We start from the raw sequence: 22,037 nt of genomic DNA on the forward strand, positions 1-22,037 counted from the left end.
ATTGCGAAAAATCTTACTAGTTTTGAAATACCCGCCTTGAAAACACTGAAACATTTTATTGCGATTTAAGGACTAATGGATTATAATGCGAAAACTCACTCTACTTTCCGTTCCCAGTGGCGGTGCTTGGTAATTGCGGCGATAAAATCAGTTGGAAAACTGCCATCCGCCGATCCGGTTATCACGCCCGGCTGCCCTTGCATATGGGCCGCTTCAATCCATTTCATGCCATCATGAGTCGCTCCGATTGGTTTGTAATGGTCGAAGGCTTCACCAACATAGCGCGCCGCTTCTTTAGCGAACTTCCGGCTCACCGATGCACTGCCGACTGCATAGATTGCGTCATATAGCACAGGGTCTGCCGTCGTAAACGTATGGTCTACTTCAAATTCGCCGCCATTCTTCCCTTTAGCCATCCCCAGCATCTCACTGATAATTTCCACTTGAATCCCTTTAGCTTTCAATGCCTCAAAGACTTTCGACACTTCTTTATCCTCAAAGCCGTCTCCCAGCAAAACCCCGACCTTGCGCGTTGCGGGCGTTTTGATGGTGTTTTCCTGGCTCAGCGCAGGAGAAGTTTTGCCAACAGCTGTATTGCCGCTTTGCGGCGCCACAGCTCCGACGTTTTTAGCTACCGTCTTAGCCATTTCAAGATCTACATTCGCAAACATATCGACCGCATTTTGGCGCACGACTTTTTCTTTGCATTTTCCGAGTTCGAAGCTGAACGCTTCGATGATATGCTCTTTTTCAGGCGCGGACATGCTGTTCCAGAACATCGTCGCCTGCGAGAAATGGTCTTTGAAGCTTTCGCTGCGCGCACGCACTTTACGCCCTTCCATTTTCTCCTGGTAATGTTCGAATCCGCCATCCGCGGGACTCGCTGGCGCTGGACTATTATTTGCCAAGCCATTTTTATGGTACGACACTTGCCCGCGGTTAATTGTTTGGCGCCCGTAGCCATCGCGCTGGTTATTGTGGAATGGGCATACCGGCCGGTTGATCGGCAGTTCGTGGAAATTAGGTCCGCCGAGGCGAATCAATTGCGTGTCTGTATAGGAGAACAAGCGCCCTTGCAGCAGCGGATCATTGGAAAAGTCGATTCCAGGCACAACATGCCCTGCATGGAATGCTACTTGCTCAGTTTCTGCGAAAACGTTGTCGACGTTGCGGTTCAATGTCATCTTGCCGACAATTTGAATCGGGATTTCTTCTTGCGGCCAAAGCTTGGTTGCATCCAGCAAATCAAAGTCGAATTTATGTTCATCTTCTTCTGGAATGATTTGAACCCCTAATTCAAATTCAGGAAAATCTCCGTTCTCGATTGCTTCATATAAATCTCGGCGGTTGAAGTCAGGGTCTTTGCCTGAAATCTTCTGTGCTTCGTCCCATACGAGTGAATGCACGCCGAGCGTCGATTTCCAGTTGAATTTCACAAAATGGGATTTTCCTTCGGCGTTGACAAAGCGGAACGCGTGGACGCCGAAACCATCCATCATCCGGAAACTGCGCGGCAAAGCGCGGTCAGACATCAGCCACATAATGGCATGGGCCGTTTCCTGATTATGCGCCACGAAATCCCATAATGTATCATGGGCACTCGCTGCCTGAGGCATTTCGTTATGCGGTTCCGGTTTCACGGCATGGACAAAGTCCGGGAACTTAATGGCATCCTGGATAAAGAACACAGGCATATTGTTGCCGACCAAGTCGTAATTTCCTTCCTCCGTATAGAACTTTGTTGCAAACCCCCTGACATCCCGCACGGTTTCAGCGGAGCCTTTAGAGCCTGCCACAGTGGAGAAACGCACGAAAACAGGTGTCTTCTTGCCTTTCGCAGACAGAAATTTGGCTTTCGTCAAATGTTCCAATGAATCATATGCTTCGAAAACGCCATGCGCAGCATAGCCTCTGGCATGGACGACACGCTCAGGAATCCGCTCATGGTCGAAATGCGTCATTTTTTCGCGGAAATGGAAATCCTCCATCAGCGTAGGCCCTCGTTCTCCTGCTTTCAGTGAAAATTCATCTTCCGAGACTTTGAGTCCTTGGTTAGTGGTCATGTCTTTTCCGGCGTCATCACTGCGGAATTGTTCCAACTGTTCGTCTTTGCTATCGGCGCCGACTTTCGTTTTCTTGTCCATTTCTCCACTCCTCTGTCGCAATTTTCTTTCTTCTCTCCTTCTACCCTCTAACTTTTTTAATAAAACGCCAAATGGAAAATATGAAAAGCTCTGCAGGCATAAACAGCCTGCAGAGCTTTTCATTTAAAATATACTTAAATCCCATTCTTTTGAAATCTGCCGCAGCATCATTGTCCCTGCAGCGCTGTTTCCTTGGACATCAATTGCTGGCCCGTAAACACCGATGCCTGCACCAGCCTTGAATTCATAGGTCTGGGAATGCAGTTTCGGAGGCACAGCCCCCATGATTCCGCCAGACACGCCGCTTTTCGCTGGAATGCCGACATGCGCCGCAAAATTGCCGGATGAATTGTACATGCCACAGGTGACCATCAAAACTTTTGCCACTTGCGCAATTTCAGCCGAAAAATGCGTTTCTTTTGTAATTGGGTTAAAACCGTCGTAGGCGATGATCAATCCGATCAGCGCCAAGTCCTTGACGCTCATTTTGATGGAACATTGGCGAATATATATATCCAACGCTTCTTCCACTTCAATATCCAAAAACTTCGCTTCTTTCAAATAGTAGGCGAGTGCCCGGTTGCGATGCGATGTCTTCCATTCCGAATCGTACACTTCCTTATCGAGCTCCAGCGGATGGCCGACAAGCTTTTCCAGAAACTCAAGCAAAAATTCGTATTTTTTCTGACTCGTTGTCCCGGGCAAAATCGCAGAAATGGTAATAGCTCCTGCATTGATAAAAGGATTGAACGGCTTGTTTGGCCGGTGTATTTCAAACGGAATGATGGAATTGAACGCTTCTCCCGTCGGTTCGACGTCTACACGCTCCAAAACGAAATCCAAACCGTAATGGCAGCTCACGGCGATGAACGTCAGCGCCTTTGAAATGCTTTGCAGCGTAAATTCCTGGTCCGTATCTCCGGCGCAATAATAATGCCCATCCTCATCCACCATGCAAATGCCGAGAAGACTTGGATCCACTTTTCCAAGCGCCGGTATATATTGGGCGGTCGTCCCTAAAATAGCGTGGCTTTTGTTTTCTTTCACCCATGCTTCAAGCTGTTCCTGGATATGCGGATTTTCCTTCATAACATCCCTCCTCCTAAAATTTCTAAAACCCCTCTTAATGTGCAAGAGGGGTTGGATGATTATAAGTTATCGTACCATTCTTTCGCCGCTTCGACTTCCGGCATGGTCAATTGGTGTCCGTAATTTTCCCAATGAAGCTTGACGCTGGCACCGGCATCGCTTAAAAGCCGTTCCAGATCTGTCGACTCTTCTGCTGGGCAGATCGGATCGTTCGTGCCGGCTGCGATGAATACAGGGACACCTGCCAAATTCGGCAATTCCGTGTCGCGGTTCGGCACCATCGGGTGGTGAAGAATCGCACCTTTCAGCGCATCTGCGTAAGTAAAGAGCAGATTGGCTGCAATATTCGCTCCGTTCGAGTAGCCGATGGCGATGACATTGGCACGGTCAAAACCGTTTTCTTCAGCCGCTTTACCAATAAAATCGTATAATTCTTCGGTCCGCAATTTCAAATCTTCCATATCGAATACACCTTCAGACAAGCGCTTGAAAAAGCGCGGCATGCCATTTTCTGAAACGTTGCCGCGGACACTTAGGACGGAAGCCTGCGAATCAATATGAGCCGCAATAGGCATCAAATCATTTTCATTGCCGCCTGTGCCGTGGAGCATTAGAAATGTCGGTTTGGATGGATCGGTACCTTTTTGGAATATGTGTTTCATCTTTTATAACCTCCCGAGATAGTAGAAAGCCTCTGCTCTGTTCTGGCTTTCCCCTTTTTAATTAGTTCGAAACTTATCTTGAATTCGAGATAATAATAACATACTTTTCGCTTCATACCAACTAATCCGTTTTTATTTTAACCAACGCTTTTCGACAAAAAAAGGCAGCGGAACGGATCCGCTGCATTTTTTAAGCCAGCCGACGATGGCGGCATTAATATTAGATGTTTTTCTAGCCAAGCATTTCTTCTAGATGCTGTTTGGAAAAATGGTATTTTTCATTGCAGAAATGGCATTGGGCTTCCGCTTGGCCATCGGTCACAATCATGTCCTGAATTTCGTCAGGGCCAAGGCTGATGATGGCATTCGATATGCGATCCCGTGAACATTGGCATTGGAACTGGATAGGCATTTTTTCCAGAACTTTAACATTCTCGCTTCCGAGAACTTCTGATAAAATCTCTTCAGGCGTTAAGCCATCACGCACCATGCTCGAAATGGTCGGAATTTCCGATAGTCGCTGCTCAATATGCGCAATGACACTTTCTTCAGTGCCCGGCATCAACTGGATGATAAAGCCCCCGGAAGCCTGGATGCTGTTATCCGGATTAACGATTACGCCAACACCCACTGATGAAGGAACCTGCTCCGACGTGACGATATAATGCGTGAAGTCCTCACCCAGCTCACCTGATACGAGCGGCACTTGCCCGACGAAAGGATGCAGCAAGCCAATGTCTTTCGATACCGACAACGTCCCTTCCGTTCCGACAGCGCGGCGCACATCCAATTTTCCTTTTTCGTTCAAATCGAAATGGGTATGCGGATTCGACACGTATCCTCTGACTTCTCCTTTGGCATTGGCATCAACCAAAATCGTTCCGAGCGGTCCATTGCCGTTGATTTTGATCGTCAGCTTTTCTTCGCCTTTCATCATAGCTGCAAGCATGACGGTCGCTGTCATTGAGCGGCCCAGTGCGGCTGATGCAGTCGGCCATGTATAGTGGCGGCGCTGCGCTTCCCCCACGGATTCAGTTGTGCGTGTGGCGTATGCGCGGACTTGTCCGTCGTATGCTAATGCTTTCACTAAATAATCATTCATCTATAATCACTTTCTTTCTATATAATATTGTTAACAGTTTTATCTTTTAATTTATCTGGCGTAACGTCGTTGCCGAGCGGATCGATGATCGTCAATCCGGTAACCGAACTTTCTACCTGTCCACGGATCTGGCGCAGGTAATCTTCGCGCAGCACTTGCTGTTCCACTTGCTGAGCTTTCGTCAAGCCTACTTCTTTTGCTATTTTTGATAATTCGTTAATGCGAGTCAAACTTGCAATCATCGATTACCGCTCCTTTCCTGAACAAGCATTTTTTCGATCAACCATTGTTGAAGCTCTGCCGCTTTCGGCTGAAATCGCTGTTCTTCCATCTTCCGTGCCAATGAAGCCACAGTTTCCCGCTCCATGACAGCTCTCCATGCTGATTCCGCTTCATCCATTAAATCCGTCAACAAGCAACTGGCCTCGGGTTTTTCAAGTTCCAGCAAATCGCCCAAAATCCCGCTTGGTGAATACAGCGATTGCCTGCCCTCTATTGCCAAGTAAATATCGTACACACAGATTTCCTCGGGGCGTTTCTTCAACCGGAATCCGCCTTTGACGCCAGGCACTGATGCCACCAGATCTGCGCTGACTAATTTCCTCAACAACTTCTGAAAATAAGTGGGTGACGCATTCAACTGCTGACTGATTGCTTCACCGGACAGCACTGCTTTGCCCGGCAGCATATTCAACAAAAGAATGGCATATACGGATTGCTCGACCCCTGTCTTCATGTGCATGAAACTCACCTCTATCCCTTATTAACGAGGACAACAATTGTCCTTGATTGCTATAATAAAATATCTCGAATTAAAAGTAAAGGTTTCTGCCTGCAACAAAAAACCACCCGCTGCATGCGAATGGTTTTGGAGGTTATTAAGAAACTAAAACAAGCCACTGAGGCCGCCGTAGACGAGTGCGAGCAATATGACAAAGGCTGGATGGATTTTCTTGATTTCCAATAGCCAATAGCTGACTACCGCCAGCACTACGGTTTGTATGCTGCCGGAAGTTTCTGCTGAAGTCATAAAAAACTGTAGCGTCATGGCGCCCAAAAGAACAGCGATGACTGGCCGGATCATCTTCGTGATGTTTTTGACTTTCGGGGAATCTTTGTATTTCATCAATGTCATCATCAAGGCAATCATCAAAATCAGTGAAGGTGCCACCGAAGCGAACAACCCGATAAATGACCCCAGGATTCCACCTTCCATGTATCCGATATAGCCAGCCATCTTCGTCGCAATCGGTCCTGGAAGTGCATTTCCCAATGCCAGCACTTCTCCGAATTCCTGCGTCGTCATCCAGCCGTACCGGTCAACCACTTCCTTCTCAACAAGCGGTATGGAGGCAGGGCCTCCGCCATAGCCCAATATGCCGGGAATAAAAAACGCCAGAAAAATGGACCAGTAAATCACGCTGTCCGCCCTCCTTTTCTAAAGCCCAGCAACACGATCAAAAGAATTCCGATGATCAAAACAACCGGATGGATATGGAGGATTTCCATCAACAGAACCGAAATTCCGAGCAGCAAGGCAGCTCGGGGCCAGCCCAGGGACTGCCCGGATTTTTTCACGAAATCCCAGGTCATCACCCCCAGCATGACCGCAACAACCGGAACAACTGCTGCCGACATGCTGTTTACCCATTCAACGCCCTTGTATTGCTGCAATGCGCCGAGCAACAGGATCATCATCAGGACCGTCGGCACCACTAATGCAATCAGCGCCGTCATGCTTCCAACGATGCCCCCGATGCGATAACCTATATAGCCGGCCATTTTCGTGGCAATCGGACCTGGCATCGTATTGGCCAGCGCCAAGGTATCGCTGAACTCGTCTTCTGTCATCCAGTCATATTTTTTTACAGCTTCCGCATGGAAAAGAGGGATTGCCGAGGGGCCTCCGCCGAAGCCTAAAATACCGACGCGAAAAAAGGCGGCAAATAAATCGGCATTTATTTTCAAGGCTGAACCAGCCCGCGGCTCCATCCCTTTTTTCCCTTCAGTCACCAAACAGCCACGGCTCCATCCGTACGGGACTCTGTGCCGCCTGACAATACGCCCGTGTCCGGATTGCGCCAAATGATCTGGCCGCGGCCAAAAGCACCGCCGTCTGTTGCTACTTGAATTGCATGCCCTTTACGCGCAAGCGACTGCGCTAAATAATTCGGGAAATTCGGCTCGACCAAAATCGTTTTGCCGCCCATCCATTGCCATCTCGGCATATCAAGGGCAGCCTGTGGGTTCATTAAATAGTCTATGGTGTTCGTTACTACTTGGAAATGTCCCTGCGGCTGCATATAGCCGCCCATTACGCCGAATGGACCGACCGCTTTGCCGTCTTTGGTCAGGAATCCGGGAATGATCGTGTGATAAGTCCGCTTTCCACCTTGCAGTACATTCGGATGCTGCGGGTCAAGCGAGAAATCTGCACCGCGGTTCTGCAGGCCGATTCCCGTTCCTGGAATGACGATTCCTGAACCGAAGCCCATGTAATTGCTTTGGATATAGGAAATCATATTGCCTTCTTCATCTGCTGCGGACAAATAAACGGTCCCGCCTTTAGGCAGATCGTAAGGAACAGGATCTGCTGCGCCTTCACCGATCATACCGGCACGCTGTGCTGCATATTCTTCGGACAGAAGATGTTCGACGCTGACAGGCATCGCTTCTAGTTCCGTGATAAATTCTTTGCCATCTGTGAAAGCCAGCTTCATTGCTTCGATTTGTTGATGATAGGTGTCAGCTGACTGCCATTTGGGCTCTTTCAGTTTTTTGAAGATATTCAATGCCATCAATGCCACCATGCCTTGGCCGTTCGGCGGAATTTCCCACACATCATAGCCACGGTAATTGGCTGACACCGGCTCAACCCATTGCGGTTTGAATGCTGCAAGATCCTCTTTGGAAAGGAAGCCATTATGCTGCTTCATGAAAGCATCGATTTTTTCAGCCAGCGGCCCTTCATAGAAAGAACGTGCATCTGTTTCGGCTATTTCCTTCAACGTTGCCGCATGTCCTGGTGAAGACCACATTTCTCCAATTTCCGGAGCCTGGCCATTCGGTGCGAACGTATCGAACCACGATTGGTATTCTTCAGAAGTAAACGAATCCTTGAATTTTTCATAAGCCGCTTTCCAGTACTTGCCAAGGATCGGCGTCAACGGATAGCCTTCTTCCGCATATCGGATTGCCGGTTTTAACGCTTCAGACAAAGGCAATTTGCCGAATTTCTTTGAAAGTTCGGCCCATGCAGCGGGAACGCCAGGAACCGTGACTGGCACTACGCCGTGTACCGGCATCTTGTCATGCCCGAGCGCTTTTACAGCTTCTATCGAAATTTTCGCCGGCGCAGGACCTGAACTGTTCAGACCGTGAAGCTTGTCTTTTACCCAAACTAATGCAAAAGCGTCTCCCCCGATTCCATTTGAAGTTGGTTCAACGACTGTCAGCGCAGCCGCTGTTGCAATTGCGGCATCGATTGCGTTGCCGCCTTTTTGCATCACTTCGATCCCTGCTTGTGCCGCTAAAGGCTGGGAAGTTGCAACCATGCCTTTTTTTGAAAATACCGTATGTCTTTTCGATTCGAACGGGTGCTGTAAATAGTCCATTGAAATTCCTCCAGATTCAGAATAAAAGCCAGCTGCCGGAGTTTCCCCCGGCACCCGGCTCATAGTTTGCCCGCGAAATGGCACGCCGCAAAATGATTTGGTTCATGTTCCACAAACGCCGGCTTGTCCACAACACAAACATCCTGCGCAATCGGACAGCGGGTGTGGAATGGGCAGCCTGTAGGCGGATTTGCCGGATTCGGCATATCGCCAACAAGGCGGATACGTTCGCGTTTCGCGTTGATTGCCGGTCTCGGAATCGCCGACAACAGCGCTTTTGTATAAGGGTGGAGCGGGTTATTGAAGATTTTGGATACATCGCTCATTTCCACCATATTCCCCAGGTACATAACAAGCACCCGATCGCAGAAGTAGCGCACAACTCCTAAATCGTGGGAAATGAACATATAAGAAAGATCGTACTTTTTCTGGATGGTTTTCAGCAGTTTCAAGACTTGCGCCTGCACTGAAACATCCAATGCCGATACCGCTTCATCACAAATGACAAAAGAAGGATTGAGGGCAATTGCCCGGGCAATGCCGATTCGCTGCCGCTGGCCTCCGCTGAATTCATGCGGATAGCGGTCGTAATGTTCAGGCTTCAGCCCGACTTCGGCTAACAAGCTCAAAACGGAATCTTTCCGCTCTTTCGCCGACATATCGGTATGCATTTTGAACACTTCATCCAATGCATGGCCGATTCGCTGTCGCGGATTCAGCGAAGCGTAAGGATCCTGGAAAATCATTTGCATTTCTTTGACGAATTTCTTTTTTTCCTTGCGGCTCAGATCCTGGATTTCCTGCTGTCCGAAGCTAATTGTACCATCAGTCAGCTCCTCAAGCCCGAGGATTGTGCGCCCCAGCGTGGATTTACCACAGCCAGATTCGCCTACCACTCCGAGGCTTTCGCCTTTGTATAATTTCAGCGTTACCGACTCAACAGCTTTGACATTGCCGACAACTCGTTTAAAGACCCCGCCTTTGATTGGAAAGTATTTTTTTACACCATTTAATTCAACGAGGACTTCAGGATTCGACCGTAACTCTTCCACTGCTTTCATCTTTTTCGGCCTCCTTTTCGTTCAACCAGCACATCGCGCTATGGCCATTGGATAAAGTGAAATTAGGAGGTTCCGTCACTCTGCATTTATCCATTGCGAATTTGCAGCGCGGATGAAAACGGCAGCCAGTGATCTGTTCATTCAATCCAGGCATATTGCCCGGAATCGGTTCCAGTTCAAATTCAGGATCATCGACGTTCGGTACCGAGTGCAACAACCCTAATGTATAGGGATGGCTTGGATTAGTGAATATTTCTTCCACCGGTCCTTCTTCGATTTTCTTTCCTGCGTACATGACCATGACGCGGTCTGCAACTTCTGCTACGACGCCCATATCATGGGTAATCATCAAAACGCCCATATTCAATTTCTCTTTCAAGTCTTTGATCAAGTCCAGAATCTGTGCCTGGATGGTAACATCCAGCGCTGTAGTAGGTTCATCCGCAATCAGCAAACTCGGATGGCAGGACAAGGCCATAGCAATCATGACCCGTTGGCGCATCCCCCCGCTCAGTTCATGCGGGTATTGGTTCAACCGTTTCTCCGGATTGGGAATCCCCACTTGCCGAAGCAATTCAATGCCTTGTATCGATGCTTCCGCTTTCGACACTTTATGGTGCAGCATCAGCGGCTCACGCAATTGAAAGCCGATTGTCAAAACCGGATTCAACGCCGTCATCGGCTCTTGGAAAATCATCGAAACCCGATTGCCGCGGATTCTGCGCATTTTTTCATTTGACAGATTTTGAAGAGGTTCACCGTTCAGCAAAATCTCTCCGCTTTCGATTGAGCCGTTGGATGGGAGCAAGCGCATCACCGATAAAGAAGTGATGCTTTTCCCGCAGCCGGACTCGCCAACGATGCAAAGCGTTTCCCCTTTATCAACATGGAAAGAAACATCTCTGACCGCTTGCAATGTTCCATCGGCTGTACGAAATGATGTAACCAGATTCTTCACGTCAAGCAATCTTTCTCCCATATTCTCCCTACTCTCTCGTTACGTCTTTTAAGCTCCATTGGCCATTCGGGTCCACTTTCAGCCCTTTGATTGATTTGTCAGTAGCTGAAGTTACAAGGCCGTGATACATGACGACGGCAATATCGTTTTCAAGCATGTACATATTCGCCTCATTCAAATGTTGCTCGCGTTCAGCCTGGTCTATAGTCGTACGTGACGCTTCAACCAATTTATCGAATTCAGGATCGCTGTACTGCGCACGGTTTGAATTTCCAACGTTATCGGAATGGAAGTTCGGGTAAAGCATCTCAGAACCGTCACTTGTAACATTCGACCAGCTCAAGAATGTCAAATCATATTCACCGCCGCGTGCTGTATCAAGGAATGTCGCCCATTCCATCATTTCAATTTCCACTTTGAATCCTGCATCAGTCAATTGTGCTTGGACAATTTCCGCCATCAAGACAAAATTGTCGCGGTTCGCTGCAAGCAATTTGATCGGCTCGTCCCCAAAACCGTTTTCTTCTACCAGTTTCTTAGCAGCTTCTGGATCGTATGCTGTTCCTGCTTTGTCTGCACTTTCGTTATAGCCAAAGACTTTCGGTCCAAGTACGCTGTCGCTTCTTACGCCCAATCCGTTCAATTTTTCAACAAAAGCGTCACGATCGATTGCTTGAGCGACCGCTTTTCGGAATGCTGGATCCTGGTTGCGCTCTTGTGAATGGTTGAAAGTCAGGTAGTAGACCGGAGTCCCTTCCTGTTTGGACACATCGACATTTTTCAAGCCTTCGATACGGGAAATTTGTTCTGGCGGCAATGCATCCAGGAAGCCTACTTCACCTGTCTGAAGCATTGAAATAGCAGTTGATGTTTCTGGCACTACTCTGAATACCACTTTATCAAGCGCAACTTCTCCATCCCAGTAGTCTGCATTTTTTTCAAGGACGATTTGGTCGCCAGTCGCCCAGCTGACAAATTTGAATGGGCCTGTGCCTACCGGATTTTGCATCAAATCTTGTTTTTCATCAGCAGTTGGGCTGATAATAGCAGCGTTTGAGTGGGACAATGCTGCAAGCAGCGGTCCGTATGGGTATTTCGTTTTGATTTCAACAGTTGTTTCATCAATAACCGTTACCGTATCCACCGGTTCTAATAAGGATGCACGTGGCGCGGCAGTTGCCGGGTCGCGCAACTTATCGTACGTATATTTGACTGCTTCCGCGTTGAACGGCGTGCCATCTTGGAAAGTGATGCCTTCTTTCAATTTGATCACCCAAGTCAGGTCATCTGTGTTTTCATAGGATTCTGCAAGCTTCGGTTCCAATTCCATTGTTTCCGGATTTCTTTCAAATAGGTTTTCATAAATCTGAGTCATGACGTTCGAAGAAACAGAGTCATTCGTCATTGTCGGTGATAATCCCACCGCATCAGAAGTTGAAGCATAAATAACTTCCTTCGCCCCTCCGCTTGCCGGCTCCGAATCAGAACCTGAACCTTCCTGCCCTTCTGGAATGGTACTTCCACCAGAACAAGCCCCTAAAATCAATACCCCGATCAATGTTAATAAAAGCAGCCAGTGTTTTTTCATTTAAATTCCCCCATTCTTATTGTTGTATATCCATATTCGGATCGAGCGCGTCGCGTAAGCCGTCTCCGAGTACATTAAATGCGAAAACTGTCAGCATGATGGCGATGCCGGGCACAATCGTCAAATGCGGAGATGTCCACATAAAGTCTTGGCCTTGTGAAATCATGGCACCCCATTCCGGAGTCGGCGGCTGTGCGCCAAGCCCTAAGTAGCTGAGTGAAGCAGTGGAAAGGATAGCGGTCGCCATCCGCATTGTTGCGAAAACAATGATTGGCGCGGTGGCGTTCGGCAAGATGTGCCTGGCCATGATCCGTAGATCCGAAGCGCCCATCGAGCGCATGGCCATGATGTATTCTTTTTCTTTAATCGACAATACCGAGCCGCGGACAATGCGCGCGCATGTGGGAATCGACCAGATGCTGATGGCGATTGCGACATTGACTAGGCTAGTTCCCAGGATAGCGATGATCAGCATCGCCAAAAGAATTCCCGGAAACGAAAACAGTAAATCGACAAAGCGCATGATAACAGCGTCAAGCTTCGGATAAAAGCCGGCGAGCATGCCCAGAAGCACTCCGCCGATAAGCCCTAATGAGACGGCAACTAATCCCACTACTAGAGAAATCCGTGCGCCGTAAACAATGCGGCTCCAGACATCCCTGCCATAATTATCAGTGCCAAGCCAATGGCCGTCACTGAACATCGGCAATTCACTGCTGGCAAGATTCTGTTTTATCGGATCATGTACTGTAATGGCTGGTGCAAAAATGGCCATCAGGATTTGCAGGATGACGATAATCAGGCCAGCTACCGCCAATTTGTTTTTAAACAAGCGCCGAATCGTGGTGACGATATATTTCTCTCGCTTTTTTTCTTTTAAAGCAACCGTTTCCGCTATTGCCATTGGGTCCCCTCCTTTTTAATCGAATTTGATCCTTGGATCGATATAGGTGTAGATGATATCAACAAGCAGATTGACAACTACGAACAAGGTGGCGACGAGAAGCACAGAACCTTGGACCATTGGAAAGTCCCGGGCAGCAATGGCATCAATCATCAAGCGGCCGACCCCATTGATTGCGAATACTTTCTCTGTGATGATCGTGCCGCCAAGCAGGAAACCGAAGTTCAAGCCGATGACTGTGATAATCGGAATCATTGCGTTCTTTAATGTGTGGATCCATATAACGTTTTTCTCTTTAACACCTTTCGCACGCGCTGTCCGGACATAATCGGCACGGATTACTTCAAGCATAGAAGACCGTGTCATGCGGGCAATCATAGCAGCTGAACCTGTGCCAAGCGTAATGGCCGGCAGGATCAATTCTTTAATTCCCGCGAGCGTGTAGAAGGGGTTGGTCATCCCTCCTACCGGCAACCATTGGAGATTGACCGAGAAGACCAGAATAAGCAATGCCCCTAGCCAGAAGTTCGGTATCGAGATGCCCGCTAAAGCAAAGGTCGTTGCCGATACATCGAGCAAAGAATTTTGCTTCAGCGCCGAGATCAGCCCTGTGATGATTCCGATGACCACCGCAACGATCATGCTGGCAATTGCCAGTTTCAACGTGTTTGGAAAGCGGACCGCAATGGCATCAGCAACTGGTTGGGCTGTCTGATAGGAATAACCGAAATCCCCTTGCACTGCATTACCGACGTATCGTACGTATTGTGTAAGAAACGGATCGTCCAAGCCGAGATTCGCTTCGATTGCCGCAATATCTTCCGCCGTAGCAGTTGGGCCGCCAATGATAGCTGCCGGATTTCCGGGCGCAATATACATAGAAGAAAAGACAAGAAATGAGATTCCGAATAGCAAGAATGCCAATTGCATTATCCGGCGGATTATTAAAGCAAGCATTGTTCCTCCCCCTCTTTACATTTGTTAAGTGTTTAAATGAAAACGATTAACAAATGATTTTTTTGATTTCTTTGATTATAGAGCAAGTCTTTTAAAAAATCTATACGAATTTTCAAAAAAGTCATTATTTTTTATTTTTTTCATTCATAAAATTATAATTCTATTGAAAAATCCTTCTTTTAGTTCGTTTTTATAATAATTATTATACATTTTGAAATATATGGATGAAAACACTTTCCAATATTTTGGAATACAAAAAGAAAGCATCGCAATTGACTATAAAAAAGGATTTTCTGAGAAATAATCAATTTTCCGCACAAAAAAAGCCTGCAGCAATTGAATATGCTGCAAGCTCTTAAAGTTTCAAACCATTTCTGCTCTTGAAACGGCGTAATAAAATGTGGCTTTCTACGCGCGTGATTCCTTCAAGCGCATATAATTCCTTGTTAATGAATTTCTCCAGATCAGTAAAGTCATCCACCAAGACATGCATGTGCAGAGTCGATGGACCGGTCATCTGGTAGCAGCTTGCAACACTGGGGTTATCCGCCAGCGCCTGCGCAACTTCAACAAGGGAGGATGGTTCACAATCTACTTCAAAGAAACCGGATACTTTTTTTCCAACTTTTTCGCTATTAATGACCACCGTGAACTTTTCAATGATGCCCGCCTCGGTCAGTTGATGGACACGTTCCCGGACTGCCACGCGTGACAGGCTCAATTCTTTACCGATGTCGACATACGAAGAACGGCCGTTGACCGTCAATAAATCCAATATCTTCTTATCAATTTCATCCAATTTCATAAGCGCACCTCTAAACTATATTTTTGTATATGATTATACGTCCTTTACTTCCGTTTTGAAAGATAAATTATAATTATTTTTACTTTTCGAAATCATTTATATGTAATGTTTTAATTTTATGATAAATTACACATGGAATTCCAGGCTCCGGTTCAAAGCTTCCTTGCAGTTTAAAACCAAACATTTCATACAATTTTCTAGCGGGTTCATTCAATGTGCCTGTGCTGACGATAAAATCGCTGCATGGAAAATTTTCCAGCAAATGCGCAAGTAATGTACGTCCTATCCCTTGCCGAAAATGTGCGGGTGCAACGGCTAGCCGGTGGATATCGACTAAGGGCCCCTTCACTTTGTAGGAAATGAAGCCGGCCAACACTCCGTTGGAATACCCAATGAAAGTTTCGCCCGAATTCTGAATTTCCAATATGGACTCATTTAATTGCGGAATGCCGTCGAATCCGATCAGTTCGGCTTCAACTTGGTAGGCACGCTTTTGCAGACGTTGAATTTCTTTTGCCGTTTTTTCCTGGTGATGGTTCAATCGTTCAATCATAAATGCACCTCTCTCCGATTTTACCATATTTCCGATTATTGGCGGGCGCACCGCCATATAAAAAAACCGCTGGCTTCCAGCGGTTTAGCGGCTGATGAATCTGTAGATCACGTCCATCATCTCTTCAGTATCTTTATAGCCTAGGTCGTAGAGCTCCGTCAGCTTTCCGACATCGCGCTCCATACCGGTCATTTTGAAATATTTAGAGGGCCGGATGACCAGCACAGTCCCTTCCGCTTCCATTTTTTCAATAAGTTCCATTGTTGTATTATAGCGGATAGCCCAGTCTTCCAGGTTCTTGATGATTCCTGGGAACTGGCGGTAAAAGGTAGGCACGATGCGTGCAAACGAATTCTTTTTTTTGCGGTACCCTTTCTCTTTGGTGAGAATGATGACTGGCCTTGTCACTTCATCCTCCAGTGCTTTTCGGATCGGCAGCGGATCTGCAAGCCCCCCATCCATCAACAGGCGCCCATTGTACTCGACCGGCCGCGCCATCAACGGGATTGAGCTTGATGCCCGGACAATCGATAGAATGTCATCAGCATGCTCATTCTTTCTATAGTAGATTGCTTCACCCGTCATGCAATCGGTCGCCCCCACTACGAATTCTTCGGTGGCTTTATTGAAATTCATGTAATCGAATGGCACAAGACGATTCGGAATTTCGTCAAAAATCAAATTCATGCCGAACAATTCCCTTTTAAGCAAGAGGTTCTTTACTGATATATAATCCGGATGATGTACAGAGCCGATCGTCACTTCACGGTTGCGTCCGGATTGCCGCGACACATAAGAAGAAGCATTGCATGCGCCTGCCGAGACTCCGATAATGTAATCCACAAACAATTCTTCATTCAGGAATTTCTCCAGAACTCCCCCTGTATAAACGCCCCTCATGCCTCCTCCTTCTAAAATCAGGCCACTCTTCATTTGGAATCCCTCCGATCATCCCACTTTTCGAATCAATTCCGGTCCATTATGCTTTGGCGAATTGACAGCATCTGAGACTTCAAAAGTTTCCATTTCCTCCGAATCGAACGGTTTCAATAAGTCTTCAAGAACCTGTGGATCCTGTTTTGGATTGAGCCAGAGTTTCTCTCCTTCTTCCGACAGCATGACCGGCATTCTGTCATGGATTGTCCCCATCAATCCATTGGCCTGTGTCGTCAGAATGGTGCAGCTGTTCACAATTTCACCCTCGGGCGATTGCCATGTTTCCCAAAGCCCAGCAAAAGCGAAAGGCTTCCCGGACTTTAACTTGGCGAGCATGGGAATTTTGCCTTCATCAGTACGCTGCCATTCGTAAAAGGCATCCGCAATCACCAAGCAGCGTTTTTTCTTGAACGCATGGCGGAAACTTGGCTTTTCCGCTGCAGTCTCTGCTCGGGCATTGATCATCTTATAGCCGATTTTCTGATCTTTCGCCCACGGCGGCACGAGCCCCCATTTCAAATAGCCAAGCCGGTTCTTCGTCCCGTCGTTTACCACCGCCAGCACTTTTTGGGAAGGTGCGATGTTGTAGCTGGGCGAATACTCCGCTTCGCCAACCGCACTTTCTTCAATGTGAAACCGTTCTAAAATCGTTGCATAATCCGCATATAAAGCGTATCTACCACACATGCAAACACTCCTTTCCACACTTTCTTCCATACCTTTAATATAACAGAATTTTCCGCCTTTTAATTGTTATCAGCTCATTTTTCCGTTATTACCCCCTTTCTTTATTCGCATGCACCCATTGTGTGCTCTTGGCAAATCTCAATAGCCCGTTTCATCCCCATTTATGGCCAAAGAGTGGTATAATAAGACATAAAGAGCTTTACAAGGAGGAATTACATGGCTACTGCACGAGAAATGAGTCTGGTAAACAAAGATTTTCTGGTAGAAGAATTAGGGCTGAAACAACAAGGCAACTCATCGGTATTTGCGAACGAGGATTGCTTCGTATTATCTCCATCAGTCCAGCGGTACGAAAAAGGTTTTGATATCAGCGAATTCAGCTTGGCGAAATTCGACCCGGAGCGTCAACAAGGCTTTTTGATCGTACGGTATATGGATACCTTTTTGATGGCTAAACTCGAAAGCTTCAAAGAAAAAATGATGCCGCCTGAACTCCAGATCAAGAAGAAAAACACGAAACCACATTGGAAGTTCACGGTTGCTGAAAACCCGGCTTACCATCTGGTAAATACCCAAAACAAAGAACTTCGCTATCGCCTTCAAGAACCTTCGAAGAAACAGATTCTTTCTTTCTTCAATAAAATATGAAAAAATCCCGCAATCATTCGATTTGCGGGATTTTTTCATGTCTTGCTCCATCACAATTCCATTGCAGTTGATTAATGGTAATATATTGATATCGCCAAGCGAATGGATGTGAATTCTATGGAGCTCCAAAAATACACTTCCAAAGACAAAGATTTTTGGAAGATCATGCTCAGCTTGCTTCTAGCTTCTCTTTTCATCTTCGCCAACCTGTACGCCGTGCAGCCGTTGCTTCCGCTTTTCGTCTCAGAATTCCAGGTTTCGATTTCTACATCCAGCCTGGCGCTGTCTTCGACGATTGTCGGGCTGATTGCCGGCTTGATCATTCTCGGCTTCTTTTCTGACCGCAACGGCAGGCGAACTTATATTATCTATTCCTTGCTCGGATCGGCGCTCCCTTTTTTCCTGCTGCCGTTCACCGAATCCTTTACATGTTTTGTTATTCTGCGCCTTATCCAAGGTTTTGCGCTGGCAGGAGTTCCGGCAGCGGCACTGGCTTATATCAGTGAAGAGATCGACCGGAAAGACATCGCGTATGCGACCGCTCTCTACATTTCCAGCAATGCGCTTGGCGGGATGATTGGCCGTGTACTCGCCGGCTATCTGTCTGACCACTTTTCCTGGCAGACCACCTTCTTTGTTTTCGGGGCAACCGGCCTTTTACTTTTTGTCGCTGTGTTGCTTCTGCTGCCGAAATCCCTTTATTTCCAACCGAGCGACCTAAGCTTCTCTAAAGACATTGCAGGCTTCCTTTTCCATTTGAAAAACCCTTCTTTGCTTGTTGTCTTCGGTCTTGGGGCGGTTCTGCAGATTTCGTTCACAGGTATCTGGACTTATTTGCCGTTCCACCTTGAAGCACCTCCTTACTCCATGACGCTGCAGACCATTTCTTATTTCTTTTTCGCCTATGGAATCGGTGTCGCGGGTTCGCCGCTGGCTGGGCGCACCGCAGAACGATTCGGCCTCCGTACTGTGCGCAGAGCTGGTGTAGTGATTTTGTCTTTAGGGATTTTGATGACCCTCAGCTCCCAAGTCTGGCTCATCGCAGTCGGTTTATGTGTGACATGCCTAGGCTTCTTTACTGCCCATTCTTTGACAGCAGCTTCCGTAGGACAGCAAGCTGCCCATCACAAGGGAAGTGCTTCGAGCTTGTACCTTGTCGCTTATTACATCGGCGTCGCTGCAGGCAGCTCACTGTTAAGTCCGCTTTGGACCGCTGGCGGCTGGAACGCTTTGGTGCTGTTCACCGCGTCGCTGCCTATGCTGTACCTGTTTGCTGTATCGATGTACCGTAAAAATGCCGCCTCGGCTAAAAGCTGAGGCGGCATTTTTTTCATTCTTTTTCACTTTCTTTTATCGGCGTTTCTTCATCGCCCACTCCAAGGTTGCTGTGCGCTCCCTTTTTTCCCATGTCTCTTCCGTCTTCACTGGATTCCTGCTCGATGCTTTCAAATTCTTCCCGTTCGCGGCGTTTTTTTGAGCCGCCGAGAGGGCGTTCATTCGAAAAGTCGTCTTTTCCCATGAATTTCGCCTCCTTTTTTTCGTCTATAAGGCGATTATTCCCTATAACGCAGCGATAAAACTCCTGTTTCAGGTTCATTTTATAGCTGGCAGAATTTCTGGCTAGTATCCTATTGGAAGTAGATTGAGAAAGCGTCATAACCAAAATAGACAACCAATACTGAAAGCGCGGAAAATACCAAGTATTCAGCAGTTCCGCCAGTTGTTGTTGTGATTGGAAAGCGGATCGTCGCTTTCAATGGGAAAAATAATTTAATGCCATTTTTCGTCGCCATATCCAGTACAAGATGGCTGATCATTCCGACCAGAAAACCTGCGCTGATGGCTTTGTCCACTCCAAGGGCATTAAACAGGATGCCTATCAGCACTAAGAAAAGAAGGCTGTGAGTAAACGTCCGGTGACCGAACAGAACATTGATGATTTTCGATAAAACCGGGAACGAGCGGCCGATTTTGCTGCCTCCGTGGCAAATATCCGGCAGCAGCGCCCCTATAGTTCCGGAGCATAAGAGTATAACCGGATCGTAATGTGTAATTTGGGCAAACGCCAGGCTTGCGGCGATGCCTCCGATGATGTGTGTTTTTCCAGTCATGTCGCATGTTCCCCTTTTTTAGTATCTTCTTTTATTATACTGAAAACCGGGTATGATGAGGTATAGAGAAAAAATAAAGGAGTCGAGGGCGATGGGAATCCATAGGTTTTTTACCTCATTAAATGATTTGGAGCGGATTATCCGTGCTCCAGGTAGATTTAAGTTTGAAGAGCATAACGTAGCGGCGCATTCCTGGAAAGTCAGCCAATATGCGATGTTCTTTGCTACCATTGAAGAACGGGCAGGCAAAAACGTCGACTGGAAGTCGCTATACGAAAAAACCATCAACCATGACTTTGCGGAAGTGTTCATCGGCGATATCAAGACGCCCGTCAAGCACTCTTCACCCGAACTTAAAGAAATGATTGCAAAAGTGGAAGAAGGCATGATGGAAAAGTTCATCTACCGCGAAATCCCTGAAGAATTCCACGAAGTGTTCTTTGACCGTATGAAAGAAGGAAAAGACGCTTCCACCGAAGGGCGTCTGCTGGAGATGGCAGACAAGCTCGACCAATTCTACGAGTCGTTCGCAGAATTGAAACGCGGCAATTCGGACAAGGAATTTGTCGCGATGTACCGCATTGCCTTGAAAAAGCTGCTGGCGATTCCGCTTAAAGCGAGCGTTGATTACTTCCAGCATGTCATCCTTGAAGACGTCATCAGTGAAGACTCGATTGTTGATATAAAGGAAATCACGCGCCAGGTACTGGCTGATTAATCTAAAACGATAGGTTTTGCCTTTTAACTATGGTAAATTTATAATAATACCAAAAAAATCCGGAGGTGAATCCCTTATTTAAGGGAATTTATTGGACCCCATACTTTTATTGAATTTAGCTTTGCTCATCTTATTAATCGCGTTGACAGCCTTTTTTGTAGGGGCTGAATTTGCCGTCGTCAAAGTCCGCATGTCGCGCATTGACCAGCTCATTGAAGAAGGCAATAAAAAGGCGCTTACGGTCAAAAAAGTTGTCGGGAATCTGGATTATTACTTATCCGCCTGCCAGCTCGGAATTACGGTCACAGCACTTGGCCTTGGTTGGCTCGGAGAACCGACCGTGGAGCGGATCCTGCATCCTGTTTTTGATGCATTCGGCATCCCGTCATCGGTTTCGGCCATCGTTTCGTTTGTCCTGGCTTTCTCGCTAGTGACTTTTTTGCATGTCGTCATCGGAGAAATGGCGCCGAAATCATTAGCGCTCCAATTCGCCGAACGCATGTCGCTGCTATTGGCCCCGCCACTTTACTGGTTTGGCAAAATCATGGCTCCAGTCATCTTTCTGCTTAACGGTTCGGCGCGTGTTTTCCTCCGTCTTTTCGGTGTCCAGCCTGCTTCTGAAGAACAGGCCCATTCGGAAGACGAACTGAAAATCATCATGGCACAAAGTTTTCAAAGCGGCGAAATCAACCAAACCGAATTGTCCTTCATGCAGAATATATTTGCATTCGATGAGCGCAGCGCTAAAGATGTCATGGTGCCGCGTACCCAGATTGTGGCTTTCCCGCAAGATTTGAGCTGCGAAGAACTGTTGGCCGAACTTCGGGAACATCGCTACACGCGCTATCCCATTGCCAATAACGGCGATAAAGACGATTTGATCGGTTTTATCAACGCCAAAGAAATTTTGACCCATTATGCGCTTGTGGGCGATGTGAAGATGCCCGATTTTATCCATAGCCTTCCCTATTTCCATGAAACGACGCCTCTTCAGACAGCGTTGATGAAGATGCAGAAAGACCGCACGCATATCGCTTTGGTGATTGATGAATATGGCGGAACGTCAGGGATTATTACAATGGAAGACATCTTGGAAGAAATTGTCGGGGAAATCCGCGATGAATTCGATGATGAAGAAGAAGCTGAAATCATTAAAGAAAGCGATGACCGCTACTTGTTAAATGGGCGTGTTTTGCTGAAAGACCTTGAAGAGCGATTCAATCTGGAGTTTGAAGATAGTGACGATATTGATACGATTGCAGGCTGGATCCAGCATCAGCTGGTGGAAGCAGAAATTGGCGACATCGTTTCAAAAACTGGGCAACGCTGGATTATCCTCGAAATGGAAAACCACCATATTGTAAAAGTCTCATTGGAAATTCTAAGAGATTGACAAAAAGCAGGACATCTCATTGCAGATGTCCTGCTTTTTTCCGTTTAAACGGACATTATTTTCCAGTTGGCATTGACCATAAGGGTGACCTTCTATATTATAAGAAC

General features: G+C 47.1%; 24 protein-coding genes. 4 read left to right on the top strand and 20 right to left on the bottom strand.

Annotation, left to right across the window (positions count from 1 at the left end):
• Positions 1-95 precede the first annotated feature (95 nt).
• The 18 genes from AC4EHB_RS08215 to AC4EHB_RS08300 form a co-directional block, all read right to left on the bottom strand.
• Entirely contained in the window at positions 96-2,144 is a 2,049-nt protein-coding gene (locus AC4EHB_RS08215) for a catalase (protein WP_490981178.1), read from the bottom strand.
• 123 nt (positions 2,145-2,267) lie between these two features.
• Positions 2,268-3,233 carry a glutaminase gene (locus AC4EHB_RS08220; protein ID WP_490975084.1) on the bottom strand — a complete coding sequence of 322 codons (966 nt, stop codon included), beginning with the start codon at positions 3,231-3,233 and terminating at the stop codon, positions 2,268-2,270.
• 59 nt (positions 3,234-3,292) lie between these two features.
• The gene (locus AC4EHB_RS08225; protein ID WP_490981179.1) at positions 3,293-3,895 is read right to left on the bottom strand and encodes an alpha/beta hydrolase; all 603 of its coding nucleotides are present in this window, start codon (positions 3,893-3,895) and stop codon (positions 3,293-3,295) included.
• Between the two features lie 232 nt (positions 3,896-4,127).
• Positions 4,128-4,997, bottom strand: coding sequence for an Hsp33 family molecular chaperone HslO (gene hslO / locus AC4EHB_RS08230; RefSeq protein WP_490975086.1), 870 nt, complete (start codon positions 4,995-4,997; stop codon positions 4,128-4,130).
• A 17-nt stretch (positions 4,998-5,014) separates the two neighbouring features.
• Positions 5,015-5,239, bottom strand: a complete 225-nt coding sequence (locus AC4EHB_RS08235) for a DUF896 domain-containing protein (protein WP_490975087.1) — start codon at positions 5,237-5,239, stop codon at positions 5,015-5,017.
• Positions 5,236-5,739, bottom strand: coding sequence for an RrF2 family transcriptional regulator (locus AC4EHB_RS08240; protein ID WP_490975088.1), 504 nt, complete (start codon positions 5,737-5,739; stop codon positions 5,236-5,238). The genes AC4EHB_RS08235 and AC4EHB_RS08240 overlap by 4 nt, the downstream gene beginning before the upstream one ends.
• 144 nt (positions 5,740-5,883) lie before the next feature.
• Complete coding sequence (locus tag AC4EHB_RS08245) at positions 5,884-6,417, bottom strand: chromate transporter (protein ID WP_490975089.1); 534 nt, start codon at positions 6,415-6,417, stop codon at positions 5,884-5,886.
• Complete coding sequence (locus AC4EHB_RS08250) at positions 6,414-6,989, bottom strand: chromate transporter (protein ID WP_490975637.1); 576 nt, start codon at positions 6,987-6,989, stop codon at positions 6,414-6,416. Before AC4EHB_RS08250 ends, AC4EHB_RS08245 begins: the two co-directional genes overlap by 4 nt.
• Before the next feature lie 17 nt (positions 6,990-7,006).
• On the bottom strand, positions 7,007-8,611 hold the full coding sequence (locus tag AC4EHB_RS08255; protein WP_490981180.1) for a gamma-glutamyltransferase family protein: 1,605 nt from the start codon (positions 8,609-8,611) through the stop codon (positions 7,007-7,009).
• Positions 8,612-8,670: 59 nt separating this feature from the next.
• A complete protein-coding gene (locus AC4EHB_RS08260; RefSeq protein ID WP_490975091.1) occupies positions 8,671-9,672 on the bottom strand; it encodes an ABC transporter ATP-binding protein in 1,002 nt (333 codons plus the stop codon).
• Positions 9,638-10,651, bottom strand: a complete 1,014-nt coding sequence (locus tag AC4EHB_RS08265) for an ABC transporter ATP-binding protein (protein ID WP_490975092.1) — start codon at positions 10,649-10,651, stop codon at positions 9,638-9,640. Before AC4EHB_RS08265 ends, AC4EHB_RS08260 begins: the two co-directional genes overlap by 35 nt.
• 7 nt (positions 10,652-10,658) lie before the next feature.
• On the bottom strand, positions 10,659-12,218 hold the full coding sequence (locus AC4EHB_RS08270; RefSeq protein WP_490975093.1) for a glutathione ABC transporter substrate-binding protein: 1,560 nt from the start codon (positions 12,216-12,218) through the stop codon (positions 10,659-10,661).
• A 16-nt stretch (positions 12,219-12,234) separates the two neighbouring features.
• Positions 12,235-13,122, bottom strand: a complete 888-nt coding sequence (locus AC4EHB_RS08275; protein ID WP_490975094.1) for an ABC transporter permease — start codon at positions 13,120-13,122, stop codon at positions 12,235-12,237.
• A gap of 15 nt (positions 13,123-13,137) precedes the next feature.
• Positions 13,138-14,079: an ABC transporter permease gene (locus tag AC4EHB_RS08280; protein WP_490975095.1), complete on the bottom strand. Its 942-nt coding sequence runs from the start codon at positions 14,077-14,079 to the stop codon at positions 13,138-13,140.
• Positions 14,080-14,434: 355 nt separating this feature from the next.
• Positions 14,435-14,884, bottom strand: a complete 450-nt coding sequence (locus AC4EHB_RS08285) for an Lrp/AsnC family transcriptional regulator (protein ID WP_490975096.1) — start codon at positions 14,882-14,884, stop codon at positions 14,435-14,437.
• A 79-nt stretch (positions 14,885-14,963) separates the two neighbouring features.
• The gene (locus tag AC4EHB_RS08290) at positions 14,964-15,437 is read right to left on the bottom strand and encodes a GNAT family N-acetyltransferase (RefSeq protein ID WP_490975097.1); all 474 of its coding nucleotides are present in this window, start codon (positions 15,435-15,437) and stop codon (positions 14,964-14,966) included.
• Positions 15,438-15,521: 84 nt separating this feature from the next.
• Positions 15,522-16,370 carry a patatin-like phospholipase family protein gene (locus tag AC4EHB_RS08295; protein WP_490975098.1) on the bottom strand — a complete coding sequence of 283 codons (849 nt, stop codon included), beginning with the start codon at positions 16,368-16,370 and terminating at the stop codon, positions 15,522-15,524.
• Positions 16,371-16,385: 15 nt separating this feature from the next.
• Positions 16,386-17,060 carry an SOS response-associated peptidase gene (locus AC4EHB_RS08300; RefSeq protein ID WP_490975099.1) on the bottom strand — a complete coding sequence of 225 codons (675 nt, stop codon included), beginning with the start codon at positions 17,058-17,060 and terminating at the stop codon, positions 16,386-16,388.
• Positions 17,061-17,276: 216 nt separating this feature from the next.
• Here AC4EHB_RS08300 and AC4EHB_RS08305 point away from each other — a divergent pair, with 216 nt between their 5' ends.
• Together AC4EHB_RS08305 and AC4EHB_RS08310 are read left to right on the top strand one after the other, a co-directional pair.
• Positions 17,277-17,708: a hypothetical protein gene (locus AC4EHB_RS08305; protein WP_135505354.1), complete on the top strand. Its 432-nt coding sequence runs from the start codon at positions 17,277-17,279 to the stop codon at positions 17,706-17,708.
• 117 nt (positions 17,709-17,825) lie between these two features.
• Complete coding sequence (locus AC4EHB_RS08310) at positions 17,826-19,025, top strand: MFS transporter (protein ID WP_490981181.1); 1,200 nt, start codon at positions 17,826-17,828, stop codon at positions 19,023-19,025.
• Positions 19,026-19,038: 13 nt separating this feature from the next.
• On the opposite strand, the gene AC4EHB_RS08315 is transcribed toward AC4EHB_RS08310, so the two are convergent.
• Entirely contained in the window at positions 19,039-19,227 is a 189-nt protein-coding gene (locus tag AC4EHB_RS08315; protein ID WP_490981182.1) for a hypothetical protein, read from the bottom strand.
• 109 nt (positions 19,228-19,336) lie between these two features.
• Positions 19,337-19,819 carry a metal-dependent hydrolase gene (locus AC4EHB_RS08320; RefSeq protein ID WP_490975102.1) on the bottom strand — a complete coding sequence of 161 codons (483 nt, stop codon included), beginning with the start codon at positions 19,817-19,819 and terminating at the stop codon, positions 19,337-19,339.
• Between the two features lie 91 nt (positions 19,820-19,910).
• On the opposite strand from AC4EHB_RS08320, the gene AC4EHB_RS08325 reads away from it, so the two are divergent.
• Together AC4EHB_RS08325 and AC4EHB_RS08330 are read left to right on the top strand one after the other, a co-directional pair.
• Positions 19,911-20,537 carry a YfbR-like 5'-deoxynucleotidase gene (locus AC4EHB_RS08325; RefSeq protein ID WP_490975103.1) on the top strand — a complete coding sequence of 209 codons (627 nt, stop codon included), beginning with the start codon at positions 19,911-19,913 and terminating at the stop codon, positions 20,535-20,537.
• A 91-nt stretch (positions 20,538-20,628) separates the two neighbouring features.
• On the top strand, positions 20,629-21,930 hold the full coding sequence (locus tag AC4EHB_RS08330; protein WP_490975104.1) for a hemolysin family protein: 1,302 nt from the start codon (positions 20,629-20,631) through the stop codon (positions 21,928-21,930).
• Positions 21,931-22,037 lie beyond the last annotated feature (107 nt).

Source organism: Planococcus sp. TJ-302 (assembly GCF_058268455.1).

Bases quoted from the DNA above. Each gene is read 5' to 3' on its own strand.
- AC4EHB_RS08215 (WP_490981178.1), bottom strand. From the start codon at position 2,144: ATGGACAAGAAAACGAAAGTCGGCGCCGATAGCAAAGACGAACAGTTG.
- AC4EHB_RS08220 (WP_490975084.1), bottom strand. From the start codon at position 3,233: ATGAAGGAAAATCCGCATATCCAGGAACAGCTTGAAGCATGGGTGAAA.
- AC4EHB_RS08225 (WP_490981179.1), bottom strand. From the start codon at position 3,895: ATGAAACACATATTCCAAAAAGGTACCGATCCATCCAAACCGACATTT.
- hslO (WP_490975086.1), bottom strand. From the start codon at position 4,997: ATGAATGATTATTTAGTGAAAGCATTAGCATACGACGGACAAGTCCGC.
- AC4EHB_RS08235 (WP_490975087.1), bottom strand. From the start codon at position 5,239: ATGATTGCAAGTTTGACTCGCATTAACGAATTATCAAAAATAGCAAAA.
- AC4EHB_RS08240 (WP_490975088.1), bottom strand. From the start codon at position 5,739: ATGCACATGAAGACAGGGGTCGAGCAATCCGTATATGCCATTCTTTTG.
- AC4EHB_RS08250 (WP_490975637.1), bottom strand. From the start codon at position 6,989: ATGGAGCCGCGGGCTGGTTCAGCCTTGAAAATAAATGCCGATTTATTT.
- AC4EHB_RS08255 (WP_490981180.1), bottom strand. From the start codon at position 8,611: ATGGACTATTTACAGCACCCGTTCGAATCGAAAAGACATACGGTATTT.
- AC4EHB_RS08260 (WP_490975091.1), bottom strand. From the start codon at position 9,672: ATGAAAGCAGTGGAAGAGTTACGGTCGAATCCTGAAGTCCTCGTTGAA.
- AC4EHB_RS08265 (WP_490975092.1), bottom strand. From the start codon at position 10,651: ATGGGAGAAAGATTGCTTGACGTGAAGAATCTGGTTACATCATTTCGT.
- AC4EHB_RS08270 (WP_490975093.1), bottom strand. From the start codon at position 12,218: ATGAAAAAACACTGGCTGCTTTTATTAACATTGATCGGGGTATTGATT.
- AC4EHB_RS08275 (WP_490975094.1), bottom strand. From the start codon at position 13,122: ATGGCAATAGCGGAAACGGTTGCTTTAAAAGAAAAAAAGCGAGAGAAA.
- AC4EHB_RS08280 (WP_490975095.1), bottom strand. From the start codon at position 14,079: ATGCTTGCTTTAATAATCCGCCGGATAATGCAATTGGCATTCTTGCTA.
- AC4EHB_RS08285 (WP_490975096.1), bottom strand. From the start codon at position 14,884: ATGAAATTGGATGAAATTGATAAGAAGATATTGGATTTATTGACGGTC.
- AC4EHB_RS08290 (WP_490975097.1), bottom strand. From the start codon at position 15,437: ATGATTGAACGATTGAACCATCACCAGGAAAAAACGGCAAAAGAAATT.
- AC4EHB_RS08295 (WP_490975098.1), bottom strand. From the start codon at position 16,370: ATGAAGAGTGGCCTGATTTTAGAAGGAGGAGGCATGAGGGGCGTTTAT.
- AC4EHB_RS08300 (WP_490975099.1), bottom strand. From the start codon at position 17,060: ATGTGTGGTAGATACGCTTTATATGCGGATTATGCAACGATTTTAGAA.
- AC4EHB_RS08305 (WP_135505354.1), top strand. From the start codon at position 17,277: ATGGCTACTGCACGAGAAATGAGTCTGGTAAACAAAGATTTTCTGGTA.
- AC4EHB_RS08310 (WP_490981181.1), top strand. From the start codon at position 17,826: ATGGAGCTCCAAAAATACACTTCCAAAGACAAAGATTTTTGGAAGATC.
- AC4EHB_RS08315 (WP_490981182.1), bottom strand. From the start codon at position 19,227: ATGGGAAAAGACGACTTTTCGAATGAACGCCCTCTCGGCGGCTCAAAA.
- AC4EHB_RS08320 (WP_490975102.1), bottom strand. From the start codon at position 19,819: ATGACTGGAAAAACACACATCATCGGAGGCATCGCCGCAAGCCTGGCG.
- AC4EHB_RS08325 (WP_490975103.1), top strand. From the start codon at position 19,911: ATGGGAATCCATAGGTTTTTTACCTCATTAAATGATTTGGAGCGGATT.